A 12,899-nucleotide genomic window follows, 5' to 3' on the forward strand; every position below is an offset into this window, starting at 1 on the left:
TGGTCGATAAATCTTAAGCAGATGTCAATTAGGCAAATCGAAAGATTATGTTAGTAGTTTTTGACAACGTCTTTTACAATTTGATCGTAATAACCTGAGTAAGGGTGCCAAGGATAACTACTGGGATCATTGAAGCCTTTCGCCCATTTTTCAAAGGTATCAGGGAGGTAATAAAACCAAAGTTGAGGTTGCGGTTTGATCCCTTTGCTTTGACAATAGGGGAGCCAGATGGTACGATAAAAAATAGCTGTTTCTTGGGCTGCTTTATATTCCAAACGAGCATAGCGCATGATATAATCTTTTCTGCTACAAGCAAAGTATTTGGCATCTCGTTCAATTTTTTGAAACTCAGGACCATTTTTGATGTTGTGCAATTCATAGACAATACCAGCCCACATTTCCTCTGATGTAATATCATCTGCCACCCAAACACGTCCTTCTGATTTGGGAGTAGGATAAGCATGCACAGCATTGACACCAGTTGGAATAGGAAAGTTTTTGTTTGAGTTTGCTTGCCAGTAAATAGGAGATTGAACATCTTCGCCAGCTAGTTTATAAAGAACCCATTGCCAAATAAGATCATCTTTTTGGACAATATCAGCAAGAGCAGGTCGATCAACCAACATTTGCAACAATTCATGCTCACCATGCTGAATATTTTCTCTAGAAAGAGAAAAGTCGTTGCGCAACAAACGAACAAAAGTATTGGCTTTCCAAATGCCTTTTTTTATTTGACCATTTTCATAAAAAAGAATGCCTTCTCCATCCATTTTTCCTTTTTTCCAACCCCCAATAAATTTGCGCTTGTTTTGCCAATAAAAAACACCATAACCATTCATTTTGCCATTGCTAAAATTCCCAATATACTCTTCCCCGCTGTGCCATTCAAATCGACCGTAGCCATTTTGACAATTGCCCGATACACACGTTCCGTCTTGTGCAAAGGTGTTTGTACTAGCAAAAATTAAAATAAAGTAAAAGAGAAGGAACCTTTGTAGCATATTCATTATTTTGTAAGTAGAAATCTATTAAAATAGATGCATCAAGTTGATAAATGGTTGTGCTAGATATTAAAAATACAAAATAAGAATGAAAAAGACCAATGCAATACGGTTGTTACAGCAGAAAAAAGTAACTTTTGATACAATAGAGTATACTTATGATAGTGAGAATTTGAACGTACAAAAAATAGCTGAAGATAACGGCTTAACCTTGACGCATATTTATAAGACTCTAGTATTGAAAGGAGACAAGACAGGCGTTTTTGTTGCCTTAGTAGCTGGCGATGCTTCTTTGTCTTTAAAAAAGATGGCGGCTGTAAGCCAAAATAAAAAGGTAGCAATGCTGGCGGTTAAAGATTTGCAAAAGCATACTGGTTATGTTCGGGGCGGTTGCTCACCTATTGGCATGAAAAAACAATATTCAGTTTATATTTCAGAAGAAGCAAAAGACTTAGAAAAGTTGTATATTAATGCAGGAACTAGAGGTCTCTTGGTTGGACTTGTACCCAAAGATTTGTATAATTTGGCTCAAGCAGAATGGGTCGAAATTGTTTAATTGACTTTTGAATGTATAAATGAGCAAAATAACAGAGTTTTTTAGTCATTTTCCCTTTTTAAAAGCAGATGATATTGCTGAAATTGAAGCCATTTCTGTCATGAAAAGCTATCAAACAGGAGAACAGTTTATCAAACTTGGAGCCACTCGCAAAAAGGTTGGTATCATAGAAACAGGACTGATAAGAGGGTATAGCATTAAAAGTTCAGGAGAAGAAGTATCTGTTATTTTTGCAAAAGAAGGAGAAATTGCTTCTACCCATGAGCTTATTTTTTATGAGGAACCGAGTCGCCAAATTGTAGAGTTTTTGGAACCTACAACCATGTTAGTTTTTGACTATCGAGATATAGAGCGGTTGGCCACTGTTAATCCTAGAATAGATCAAATGCGCAATCAATTTATTCAAGATTTTCTTGTAAAAGTACTTCAACGATTAGAAACTTTTCTAATCTGTAGTCCCGAAGAGCGGTATTTGTGGTTGATTAGAGAAGAACCTAGCTTAATGCAGCGTGTTCAGCAAAAACACTTGGCTTCCTTCTTAGGCATTACTCCTGTCTCTCTGTCTCGGTTACGTTCTAGAATGAGTAAAAAGCATTGATGACGGATGTCTAGATTCTTAAAAAGAAAAGCAAACCTTAACAAGATAATTCCTAACTACAGTAATTAATGATTTATTGAACTCACACAGTACTACTGATGGAGCACGTACATATTTTTGCAAAAAAAAATAAAGATTTTCATATTTGAATAAATCTAAATTATCGGATCTTTTTTCAGGGAAAAATCTCCTTGTAAGGCTTTAGGAGTATATTTTTAGATAATTTGTGGTTTTATAAATCAGATAATTGCTGTAAAAAGTCTTTTTTTGTGGGGTAAATTTGTTGCATCTTTGAATTGTGAAGAAAGTTAAAAGGAAAAACCAAGGATATGTTGCAAGTGCGGTGCAATATGTTCTTGGTTCTTTTTTTAAAGTGAGAATAAACGATTTATTAGGTTTGTTTAAATAATATGATTGGCTCATAAAGTACTATAACTAGCAGATAACCAAAAGTTAAATCAAGTATTAAAGTCCCTATAATACTGAGAATTACTTATAGAGTTTGTTAGGGGTAATAAATTCTAATTATATTAATTTCGGGATGTAAAAACAAAAACTAGCACTGGTGTGGTGCTAGTTTTTTATTTTTCAACATTCTTAGGGCTCGATTTGAGCCTTTAAACGTTCGATTTCTGCTCTTAATGCTTTGAGTTCTGCTAAAACAGCTACGGTGCCATTTGCTGTCAAAAATTTGAGGTCGCCATTATTGCCGTCAATAGAAATTGTTGTTTTGTTTTGGCGATTTTTGATAATAAGTTCTCCATCTTGCTCCTTATTGCCCAAAATAAGAGCTCCTGAAAGCCCATTCATTCGAATTGTCTCGCTACCTTGAGCACCCAAATTTATTTGACCTAATAAGCCATCTAGTTGTACAAAATCTTCTCCAGTATTACTTTTAAGAAGAAGTTTACCAGGGCTTCTTTGCCGCCCTAAGCTAAGCGTTGCGGTATCACCATCGAGCTTAGACGTTATTTTTCCTGCGTGATTTCTAAGATAAAGGTTACCATCCTTGCCATTAGTGCCAAGTGTTAGGTTGCCATATTGCCCATCTAAATGGATGGTTGTCTTTCCTGCGCTATTTTTAATATATAAATCACCATCATTTTTACCCTCTGCATCTCCCAAAACCAAGGAGGCATTATCTCCATTAAATATTATAGTGTCTTTTCCCAAGACGTTTTTAATATTCATGCTTCTTTGTTTGGGATTAATTTCTACAAAGATTTTATTTGTTGTTTTATTCTTAAATTGGTTGTTCTCATTGTTGATTTCCAACTGTAAGCCTGTCACTTTGGTATTGTCGCCAAGGATTTCTATTGTTGAGTTATCTAATTTTATATCGCTATTCATAATAATTTAATTTTTTAATTTGAAGGTTAGGTTGGTAAGTAGTATTGGAGTTGGTCGGTTGACTATTGTTGTAAAATACTAGCAGCTTTTCGAGTTTCACCAAGTGTCTTTAGGATATGTACTGCTTGGTGTTTTAAGAAAGAATTGTGACTGGCAGCAATTTTTAAAGCAAGCGTTTTAGCCTGTGTTTTTTTATTGTCATAAACACTAGCCCAAGCTTTTGCAAAAAGAATCATATTTTGATTTTTTTGCGTTGATGAAAATCTTCGTTCTAGTTTTTTGAGAGAAGAATGAATCAAAGCAGGTTTTTGATACCTAAGCCCTATATCAACCAAAGACGATTGTCCCAGTGTCTTCATAGTCACAGCTAATTCTGACCGCTTCCTAGAGTTAGCTAAAGTTTGAAAATAGCCCAAACTTTGTTGTAATTGTATGTTGTTCTTCGTATACCAAGACAAACTATATCGCTGCGCTACAAATTGCAAATAAGTATTTTTAGGATAGCTCTTTAAAGCATCTCGTATCAATTGTCGTGTTTCAAAGTGAACGTCTGCACTAGATTGAGTCAACTTAACTTTTATCGGGAGTATTTTTCTCCAACCATAGCCTATAATAATTGCAGCTTCATACGTTCCATCATCCCAATCCATATATCCTTTGCGACGTAATTCTTGATAAAAAGAAATATCCGTTAACAAAAGACTCAAGGCATGAATTGTCTGGTGTTCATTCTCCAAATTCTCGAAAGGACCTGCTGTGATTTTATTTTTTATAAAACGATGTTCTTTGATTAAATCAACAATGTTTTTTTCTTGATGTTTGAAAATCTGATAAGCTGTATTTTTCAAAATTTGCCTAAAAATATCAGGGTGAACCTTTAGATAATTATCTGTAGCAGAGTAATAGCCGTAAACCTCTTGATGACCACCAGAAATAGTGACTAGTAGAGATATTGCCGATTCGATAGGATTCCAGTAATGAGGATTGTCGCCAACCATAAATTTGGAATTCCCTAAGATGGCAGATTGTATGTTAGAGTGATTCAAGGTAGCCATGTTTTTGTGTCCGTTCAATGTTAATAATCCATTCATGTGAGGTGAAGCGGTTACGACCTTGCCCTCTTATTTTTAATCTGGTAGAACGATTATCGCTTCTAATTAAACTAAAGTGTCGAGGATCGCCTATGATATAATCTTCGTTGAGTGCATCTAGATGTTTCGGTCCTTTCATAACAACGTTAATATTATCAATTGCTTCATTGCCCCAGTCGGTGCCATACCATTCAACTCCACAATCCCTAATGACAAGCGGCATTCTATCTAAGACCCAAACTCGGTGTGTTGTATTTTTCTTAAATGTTTTGCCTGCACGAATATTGCCATTCCACCAAGCAGACCACATGCCATTAACACCATAATATAAATGCCATTCATTGCCAAACGTACTGCCTTTGATATTGACTTTCATTTCTTCAAAAGTAACTTCATACTCCTGTAGTAAATGGAAACCTAATTCACTCCAACCGCATTCTAATATAGCATAATAGCCAACAGGAATATCAGTCATGCCAGATAGGTTAGCCTCTACCTCAAAGTAAGCAGGTGCACCATCAGGACCATGGATTAAAGTGGCCTTTGGCTGAAAGTTTATAGGAGTATCAATAGGAGTAAAGCCCGTTATACTATGCCAATCTCTAAATCCTTTGTGTTTGCCGCCTTTAGAAGGGTTGTCGTATTGCGTTAAGCTTAAAAAATCGTCCAGCTGCTCCCCATCCTTAACAGTAATATGTTGACAAAACTTTATATTAAAAACTAAAGAAGCTGTGGGGCTAGGGCGTTTGACAGGAGGATAAAATTTAAACTTGAGGGGATGTTTTTTTAGATTGGTAGCCCAACAATCTTTCGAGTCGCCTGTAACTCCTTTAGGAATGCCACCAAATTCGTGTTTCCATCTTGTTTTGGTGCCATTAGGAAAGCCGCCAGATAGACCCATTCCAATGTAAGCTTGATTGACAGGAACAATAGCACCATTGTCACCAATATGACTAGCTGTAGTATGTTCTCGGATCATGGTGTGCATGGGATGAATTTCTGTGCGAACAGGAGCGTGTCCTGTATCCCAAACATGCCGCCCCCAAAAGGTAATATATTCTCCCCAAAAAGGTCGCCATTGAACAGGAAAAGATCCCGTTTCTGATTCGTTGTGTATAAAAGGAACCATTTCGTTGCCTTGCCCTTTTGTTTTCATACCTTCACCCAGCAGATACATAAACTGAGGATCAGGAAACAAGTCCCAATTCCAGTCGCGTGTTTCGTGACTAGTTGGGTTGTCGGTAGCTGTAACACGACTATATTCTTGAAAACCTGCTATTTGATGGCTCAATTCATTGGAGACCTTGTGCCAATTGTCTCCATGAAAAAACGTTCTTCTTTGACTCGAACGTGGTTTATTGGAATGGTAGGTCTTTTTACTAAAAAAATTGCAATGTGTCTGTACCCATTCTCTAACCGAAGCCGTGTTGTTTTTAGCACCATCTTGCGAGGCATGGCGATTAAACGTTTCCCTTAGGCTAATCACTTCATTTCCGATTTGATAAATGCTTGGTTCTAAAATTCTAGTACGGTGTTGTTTAATATCTAAGAGTCCTCTACCCATGCGGCTAAAGAAGTCACGGATATTAAGACGTCCTAGTTTGGGCTCAAATAGTTGAGGGGCATCTTCTGCCACAATTAAATCAAAAATGAGCTCGTAGTCAGACTCGTCTCTAGTAAAGGAAGCGGTTGCATCGTACATAGAAACCCGACCATCAAAGGTGTGCATGCCTAATTTGTCATCGCTACTTAAGGGATCTTCATCATATACTTCTAGAGTGATTTTGTGCTCAAAGGTATAAGAACGATTGATCGACCAAGTTTGACCATTGTCAAAATCACTATTTCGAAGGGTAACCCCTCGATGCCCATCCGCTTTTATTCTTAATTTGATTTCGTCGTCTCCAAGATCATCTTCATTTTCATAACACCGCATTCTTTTGATAATGATTGTATTCATAATTAAGGTGTTTTGATGAAAAGTGAACCAATTGTAGACAATCCCCAAAAGAGTAGAGCAAAAGCAAAAAATTCAAAAGTGAAACTGCCCAACTTAACGAAGGTTTCGGTTAATAATAGAGCAATACTGAGCGGAATTGCTTTGGTTAAAAGCAGCTTTTCGACTCCTACATTACGGAGGAGTAAAATCAATTCTTTCATTGGTGTAATAATTTTAAGGATGATAATGAGAATACTTTGTATTGAATTGGGTGAGGCAATCAATATTTTTGTGTTTAGGAGAAGTCTAGTGTAATACTCACTCCCTTAAACCAAATTTCGATCAAAAAATAAAAAAGAGAAATCCCGCTTTTTCGGGATTTCTCTTGTCCGTAAAATTACGGATGGATATCAGAAAGGTTTAAAGTCTATCGTATTTTTACTAGAATATGGATTCGTTACTCAGCTTAATGAATAGGCTAAAGCTCAATGATACCTTCCTTGATAGCATATTTGATTAAGTCGGCTTGATTCTGAAAATTGAGTTTTTTGAAAATGTTCTTTTTATGCGTTTCGACTGTTCTAGGACTTATAAACAAAGCCATGCCTATCTCTTTATAGCTTTGCCCATTGGCAAAACCTCGAACGACTTCAATTTCTCGTTCTGTTAAATTGGAATTAGTGATAAGTTTGGATTTTCCAGAGACTTGATTGGCAAAACTTTGATACACGATAGGAGCAATATCTTTTCCAAAATAATGTTCTCCATTGGCAATACGCTCGATAGCTAGCAACAATTCTTCTTTCCGACATTCTTTGGGCAAGAAACCATGCACACCTACTTTTACAGCTTTTAAAATTGTATTTTTATCTGTATTGGCGGTTAACATCAATATTCGTATATTGTTGTATTCTTCAATAATTTTTTTTGTAATTTCAATGCCATTAACAAGCGGCAAATTCATATCCAATAACAAGACATCAGGTTGTTTGTGGCGCAACAGTTCCCAGAGTTTTTGAGCTTCTAAGGCGGTACCAATTACTCGGATGGTTTTGTTCGTTAGTAGCATGGCACGAATACCGTCAATGACAATTTGGTGATCATCAACAATGATAATATGAATGGGACTTTTCATTTTAAATATTTTTGGATGGAGTGGGAAGCGTAAAACTAAAGGTGCTGCCTAAGGAAGAAGTATCTTCTAACCATATATTTCCGCCTTGTTGCTCTACTAATTCCTTGCATAGTATAAGTCCTAAGCCTGTTCCTTTTCCTTCCACTTCATTTCGTTCGTTTTTGCTAGAATTGAGCATAAATAGTGTTGGAGCAATATGGGGTGGGATTCCTTTTCCTGTATCAGTCACCGAAATAGTCAACATCGAATTATTGATGTTGGAAGAAACAGATATGTTCCCTCCATTAGGGGTAAACTTAATGGCATTGGCTATTAAATTCCTTAAAATGGTGTGCGTCATTTTTTGATCTGCCCAAGCAACAGTTTCTGTGGAGATGGTATTGGATAGTCCAATGTTCTTAATATTAGCGCTACTTTCTAATAGGCTAAAAACATCGTCGGTAGTCTCAGTTAAAGTAATTTTCTGAGGCTGAAATTCTAGACGTCCTGTTTGAGAAATAGACCAATACAATAAGTTTTGAAGCAAATCGAAGAGATTGCTAGCAGAAGTATTGAGTTGTTTGATAAAATAATCTAAATCGTCTCGGCTGATGTCAAAAATGTCTTCGGATAGCGATTGAGTAATAGAACGAAACGCAGACAATGGATTTTTTAAGTCATGAGCAATAATACTAAATAACTTGTCTTTGGTGTTGTTTAATGTTTCCAATTCCAAATTGACTTTTGAACGCCATTTATTCAGACGATACAAAAATCCAACAATAAGAAGCATAACGATAATGATAATCACCATGAAGTAAAGACTTTGGTTGAGTCGTTCGTTTTTTAAATTCGAAATTTCTTGTTGTTGCTCTAATGACTTGATTCGTTGCTCTTTTAGTTGATCTTCGTATGTAAGTAAAAGTTTGTATACTTTTTGGTCTATATTTCGTTGGTGCAGTGTATCTATTAGGTCTGCATATTCTTGCGAATAAATTCTTGCATTGGCAAAATCTTTTTTTGACCAAGCCAATAACTGCCAAAGCTCTAAATTTTGCTTCATTCTATTGCTGATAGAAGCCTTATTGTTATAAAGTATTTGTTTGCTTTTGTTTAATAGCTTTTCAGCTTTTTCAAAATTAGACTCTGTAATATAAACCCTTGCCAACTCTTGATAACTATTGACAATTCGACTGTTATAGGGAAGTTTTAAAAAATTAAAAAGAGAAATAGCCTGTAATAGGTATTCTTTTGCACGGGCATAATCGCCATTGATAGAGTGAATGATACCTATGGCTTCTAAAGATTGCATAATGAAGATACTATCTTTGTATATCTTGGCATTTTTAAGTGCCAACTCATAGAAATAAAGGGCACTATCTTGTTTGGCGAGATCTCTATAGGTAGTTCCTAGGTTAAAGTATGTATTTCCTAATAAATTATCTTGCTTGTTCTTTTTTTTTAGGGCAATACTTTTATTAAAATAGATCAAAGCTTGGTCAAATAGTTTGGCATTCAAATAATCCAAACCAACACTATTATAGCTTTTTCCTAACTGGTTAGAATGAGTTGCTTCTTGTATTTCTAATGCTTTTAAATCAAAAATAACCGCAGAATCGTGTTTCTCTTGTTCTGCGTAACTAGCAGCTATGTTAAAATAAGATTGTACAATCAGGTTGCTATCATTCCAAGAAATGCTATACGCTAGCATTTTTTGAAAAGCATTAACTGCTGCTGTAAAATTACTTCCAAATCGATGAGCATGACCTACAAACGCAATCAGCTGTACTTGTATAGCAGGTACCCACGAAGATGTATCCCCTTCTAGAATATTTAACCCTCTTCGAGCCACATTGATGGTAGAGTCAGGAACATGGTACAGGTAGGCATATGCCAGTTTCATGATGTAGGTCGTTTTTATAGAGTCGTTTTCTGCCTGTTCGATTTTTTGAGAAAGGCGGTTGATTAAGGCTTTGTCTACATGATTGTGTTGAGCCTCTGGTTTGTCCTTTTCTTGAGCAAAAGATTTTGGAACACTAAAAACAAATAAGAGCACAAAGAATAAGACGTAGTTTCGGTAATTGCTCAAAGTGAGCTGAGACAAAGGGGATTTTGTTAATATTAGTTTGGGAAATGCCATTACTAATATTAACACAAGAATTAATTGGTGGTGCATGCATCTTATTTTTAGTAAAAAAAATACTGTAGTTTTGGGAACGATTGATTAGCAACCCTTAATATAAAAAAGATACTCTATATACCAAAAGAGGACACTTGCTTTTAGGACGAAAAAAGGGTAAGCTAGTTGTATTTTTTTTATATAAATTTATAAGATTTGGCTCCATGTCGTTTTTGCCAAAGCAATTTCTTCCCCATCTGATAAGCGCACCAAACGATGTAAATAGACCGTCTCATCTACTTTTTGTGTACTTACCTCTACTGTATCTTTCCAATAACACTCTGCTTTGTAAATAATATCCAGTTCCTCTAATTTGCCTGTATGTTTTAAATAATAATCAACGGTCTCAAACATCCACTGCATATAACGTACATTATTAAGATGTTCGTTAAAATCCATATCGTGCCAGTTGACAATAAATGTTTTTTGTAGATCCACTCTTGTTAATTTAGGCAATTTGTTTTTGGCATGAGGAAGGCATTTAGAGGTGTCAAAATCACCTCTCACACGAATTTCTTCGGGAATTCTAGCTATACTTCGTCTAATGGTATTCATTAACAACCAAGTCGAAGAAGATTCAGCTAACAACGTATTGTTTTGATCAAAAACTTTATAATCTCTATAAGTAAATAATTTGTCAAAACCAGCAGGATACGTTTGTATTTTGATGGTTTCTCCAAGAGAAGGTAAGCGGTATAATTTAAGGTTTTTGCGCATCAAAACCCAAGAGATGTTTTTCTCAGCCATGTCCCAAACAGAAACTTTGAGTTCAATAACATTTTGCATGGCAGCTTCTTGCATTAAATCAATAAAAGCCGTTGCTGTGACTTTTTTGGCGCGATCAATTTCACTAGTTCGAATGGTAAATTCACCTTCGTAAATAAATTCTTTAGGAACGGGCATGGTGTTATTTTGAGTAAATTTGGATAATAGATTTAAATAAAGTCTTATTATGGGACACAAAATTAAATACTCTTCTTAAAAAAGAAAGTAAATTGACAACGCATTTATAAACTTTTTGTACATTTGCACTTCAATGTAAATAGTTCTTATCTCACTACTATACTTATATCTATAATTTAGTATGCTTAGTCGTCACAATATTCGTATCAAGGTATTGCAAACATTATATGCTTATTTACAAAGCGAACATACGAATACTGCCATTGCAGAGAAAGATTATCTCAAAGCAGTCCAAGAGAGTTATCGTTTGTATTTGTTGAATATGCTTTACCTGATAAGGGTTGCTAATTATTCAAAGAAAGATTTTGACATAAAATCTAAAAAATTTGTACCTACAGAAGAAGATAAAAAAGCTTCTCTTAGGCTTTATGAAAATCCTGTTTTAGAAGCTCTTCGAGAGAACGAAGATTTTCATGCTAGGATTAGAAAAGAAAAATTGAGTAACATCATTGACGATGACTTGGTGCGCAAGTTGTATCAAAACTTTGCGAAATCAGAATATTATAATTCCTACCTAGAAATGTCTCCTATGCCAGCTAGAGAACACCAGTATTGTTTGGTGAACTTATATAAATCTATGCTGGAGAATGAGCACTTCTTGGAACACCTCGAAGATATTTCTCCAACTTCAGAAGACGATCAATCTTTGATCTTTGGTGCTATCAAACGTTCTGTACGTTCTTTACCAGAAGAGGATGAGTTTTATATTGCTCAATTGCCTAATGAGGAATTTGTGCATGACTTTGGAAAGGAGTTGTTGTACAAGGCTATTCGTCACAACGATGAATTACACGACTTAGTCGTTGATAAACTAAAAAACTGGAACGAAGACCGAGTTGCTGTGTTGGATATGTTGTTGCTCAAATTAGGAATTTGTGAGTTCTTATATTTTCCATCAATTCCAACCAAAGTGACGATTAACGAATATGTTAGTTTAGCGAAGGATTATAGCACGGACAAAAGTAAGCGTTTTATTAATGGTATCTTGGATCGTTTGATGAAGGATTTGATGGAAAAGGGGTTGATTAGCAAAGAGGGCAGAGGACTCAAAGAAAATTGATTCAATAGAAACTAAATAAAAGTAGTAACCTGCTAGATTAAATTACTTTTTTCATGTAGTAATTTTTAGTACATTTAATAGACAAAAACTTATTTGAGTGGATGTGCTCGAATAAGTTTTTGTAAATAATAGAGCTTGTCATCTCATGTGAGCAAATCTTAACCAAACTACCAATCAATGCGTATTATTTTCCTATGGTTTTGTTGTGTCCTGTCTCTGCAAGTGGTTGCCCAAATATCTACAACCAAAAACGGCTTAACTTATAAGTTTGTAATTACAGATTACAATACTTTAGATACCGTTTTTCAAGTAGCTAACTCTGGGCGTATATTGCATCCAGAGGATGTTAATTATGCTGGGGAAATAGGTTTTTTTAGGCATATTAATAAATCTTTGAATATAGGACTGCCTTTGAGAATAGGTAGTATAGATGCACATCACCTCATTTTTGATGCGACAGATAGTTTGTGTCAACCATGTTCTAGGCGAAAACGGAATGAGTTGTTTTTTGGAGGCGATTTGGTAGCAGTTTATAAGTTTAACAATGATTACCTTTTGAAAGAAGACTTTTTGATTGCACCTTATATTTTGTTGGGGGTAGGAGGCTTGTACTTGTCCCAAAGAAATGGAAATTTTGATTTTCAAATTCCCATGGGGGCAGGAGTGAACATCAGGCTGTCAAAAATGTTGTATTTGCAAGCACAGTTTGAGTATCGAAAATCTTTGGTTATTCAAAAAGATAATTTGGCTATATCAGGGGGAATACTTTGGCTATTGGAGTTTTCGAAACAGTCAAAGCCAGATAAAATATAAAAAATATTGCTTCATAGTGGTGTCTGTCGCATTAATTGGCTACAGGAAGCTTGTGAAGTGTCAAAAATTCATTACTTCGTGGAAACCACGCAGTAGCAGCGCAGCTAAATCGCATCAGTTTGATTATCGATATTCTTTAAAGGGTTGATAATTAAAGTAATGCAAAGATGCTTTTTTAATTTTTTACAAAAAAGCTAAAAAACTAAGCTTGCGCTCTCACGACCACAGGGAGCTA

At 35.5% G+C, this 12,899-nt stretch carries 12 protein-coding genes; 4 read left to right on the plus strand and 8 right to left on the minus strand.

Annotated features, from left to right (window positions below; all coding sequences use genetic code 11):
- Positions 1 to 50: 50 nt before the first annotated feature.
- A complete protein-coding gene (locus QP953_RS14655) occupies positions 51 to 1,001 on the minus strand; it encodes a hypothetical protein (protein WP_309551529.1) in 951 nt (316 codons plus the stop codon).
- An 88-nt stretch (positions 1,002 to 1,089) separates the two neighbouring features.
- Here QP953_RS14655 and ybaK point away from each other — a divergent pair, with 88 nt between their 5' ends.
- Together ybaK and QP953_RS14665 are read left to right on the plus strand one after the other, a co-directional pair.
- Positions 1,090 to 1,557, plus strand: a complete 468-nt coding sequence (ybaK, locus tag QP953_RS14660; protein ID WP_052598862.1) for a Cys-tRNA(Pro) deacylase — start codon at positions 1,090 to 1,092, stop codon at positions 1,555 to 1,557.
- A 19-nt stretch (positions 1,558 to 1,576) separates the two neighbouring features.
- Entirely contained in the window at positions 1,577 to 2,155 is a 579-nt protein-coding gene (locus tag QP953_RS14665; RefSeq protein ID WP_052598861.1) for a Crp/Fnr family transcriptional regulator, read from the plus strand.
- 597 nt (positions 2,156 to 2,752) lie between these two features.
- Here the strand turns inward: QP953_RS14665 and QP953_RS14670 are convergent.
- From QP953_RS14670 to QP953_RS14700, 7 genes are all read right to left on the minus strand, one after another.
- On the minus strand, positions 2,753 to 3,505 hold the full coding sequence (locus QP953_RS14670) for a hypothetical protein (protein WP_052598860.1): 753 nt from the start codon (positions 3,503 to 3,505) through the stop codon (positions 2,753 to 2,755).
- Positions 3,506 to 3,567: 62 nt separating this feature from the next.
- Positions 3,568 to 4,596 carry a hypothetical protein gene (locus QP953_RS14675; RefSeq protein ID WP_309551530.1) on the minus strand — a complete coding sequence of 343 codons (1,029 nt, stop codon included), beginning with the start codon at positions 4,594 to 4,596 and terminating at the stop codon, positions 3,568 to 3,570.
- Positions 4,538 to 6,556 carry a hypothetical protein gene (locus QP953_RS14680; protein ID WP_309551532.1) on the minus strand — a complete coding sequence of 673 codons (2,019 nt, stop codon included), beginning with the start codon at positions 6,554 to 6,556 and terminating at the stop codon, positions 4,538 to 4,540. The genes QP953_RS14675 and QP953_RS14680 overlap by 59 nt, the downstream gene beginning before the upstream one ends.
- Before the next feature lie 2 nt (positions 6,557 to 6,558).
- On the minus strand, positions 6,559 to 6,756 hold the full coding sequence (locus tag QP953_RS14685) for a hypothetical protein (RefSeq protein ID WP_052598857.1): 198 nt from the start codon (positions 6,754 to 6,756) through the stop codon (positions 6,559 to 6,561).
- 257 nt (positions 6,757 to 7,013) lie between these two features.
- Complete coding sequence (locus QP953_RS14690; RefSeq protein WP_052598856.1) at positions 7,014 to 7,670, minus strand: response regulator transcription factor; 657 nt, start codon at positions 7,668 to 7,670, stop codon at positions 7,014 to 7,016.
- Position 7,671: 1 nt separating this feature from the next.
- On the minus strand, positions 7,672 to 9,825 hold the full coding sequence (locus QP953_RS14695) for a tetratricopeptide repeat-containing sensor histidine kinase (RefSeq protein ID WP_309551533.1): 2,154 nt from the start codon (positions 9,823 to 9,825) through the stop codon (positions 7,672 to 7,674).
- 150 nt (positions 9,826 to 9,975) lie between these two features.
- Positions 9,976 to 10,731, minus strand: coding sequence for an acyl-ACP thioesterase domain-containing protein (locus QP953_RS14700; RefSeq protein WP_309551535.1), 756 nt, complete (start codon positions 10,729 to 10,731; stop codon positions 9,976 to 9,978).
- Positions 10,732 to 10,912: 181 nt separating this feature from the next.
- Here QP953_RS14700 and nusB point away from each other — a divergent pair, with 181 nt between their 5' ends.
- Together nusB and QP953_RS14710 are read left to right on the plus strand one after the other, a co-directional pair.
- Positions 10,913 to 11,851 carry a transcription antitermination factor NusB gene (nusB, locus tag QP953_RS14705; protein ID WP_052598853.1) on the plus strand — a complete coding sequence of 313 codons (939 nt, stop codon included), beginning with the start codon at positions 10,913 to 10,915 and terminating at the stop codon, positions 11,849 to 11,851.
- 177 nt (positions 11,852 to 12,028) lie between these two features.
- The gene (locus QP953_RS14710) at positions 12,029 to 12,664 is read left to right on the plus strand and encodes a hypothetical protein (protein ID WP_309551537.1); all 636 of its coding nucleotides are present in this window, start codon (positions 12,029 to 12,031) and stop codon (positions 12,662 to 12,664) included.
- The last annotated feature ends 235 nt before the right edge of the window (positions 12,665 to 12,899 follow it).

The organism is Aureispira sp. CCB-E (genome assembly GCF_031326345.1).
Classification (GTDB): Bacteria; Bacteroidota; Bacteroidia; order Chitinophagales; family Saprospiraceae; genus Aureispira.

What these genes read in the sequence shown, in the direction of transcription:
- QP953_RS14655 (WP_309551529.1), bottom strand. Translation starts at nt 1,001, where the DNA reads ATGCTACAAAGGTTCCTTCTCTTTTACTTTATTTTAATTTTTGCTAGT.
- ybaK (WP_052598862.1), top strand. Translation starts at nt 1,090, where the DNA reads ATGAAAAAGACCAATGCAATACGGTTGTTACAGCAGAAAAAAGTAACT.
- QP953_RS14665 (WP_052598861.1), top strand. Translation starts at nt 1,577, where the DNA reads ATGAGCAAAATAACAGAGTTTTTTAGTCATTTTCCCTTTTTAAAAGCA.
- QP953_RS14670 (WP_052598860.1), bottom strand. Translation starts at nt 3,505, where the DNA reads ATGAATAGCGATATAAAATTAGATAACTCAACAATAGAAATCCTTGGC.
- QP953_RS14675 (WP_309551530.1), bottom strand. Translation starts at nt 4,596, where the DNA reads ATGAATGGATTATTAACATTGAACGGACACAAAAACATGGCTACCTTG.
- QP953_RS14680 (WP_309551532.1), bottom strand. Translation starts at nt 6,556, where the DNA reads ATGAATACAATCATTATCAAAAGAATGCGGTGTTATGAAAATGAAGAT.
- QP953_RS14685 (WP_052598857.1), bottom strand. Translation starts at nt 6,756, where the DNA reads ATGAAAGAATTGATTTTACTCCTCCGTAATGTAGGAGTCGAAAAGCTG.
- QP953_RS14690 (WP_052598856.1), bottom strand. Translation starts at nt 7,670, where the DNA reads ATGAAAAGTCCCATTCATATTATCATTGTTGATGATCACCAAATTGTC.
- QP953_RS14695 (WP_309551533.1), bottom strand. Translation starts at nt 9,825, where the DNA reads ATGCACCACCAATTAATTCTTGTGTTAATATTAGTAATGGCATTTCCC.
- QP953_RS14700 (WP_309551535.1), bottom strand. Translation starts at nt 10,731, where the DNA reads ATGCCCGTTCCTAAAGAATTTATTTACGAAGGTGAATTTACCATTCGA.
- nusB (WP_052598853.1), top strand. Translation starts at nt 10,913, where the DNA reads ATGCTTAGTCGTCACAATATTCGTATCAAGGTATTGCAAACATTATAT.
- QP953_RS14710 (WP_309551537.1), top strand. Translation starts at nt 12,029, where the DNA reads ATGCGTATTATTTTCCTATGGTTTTGTTGTGTCCTGTCTCTGCAAGTG.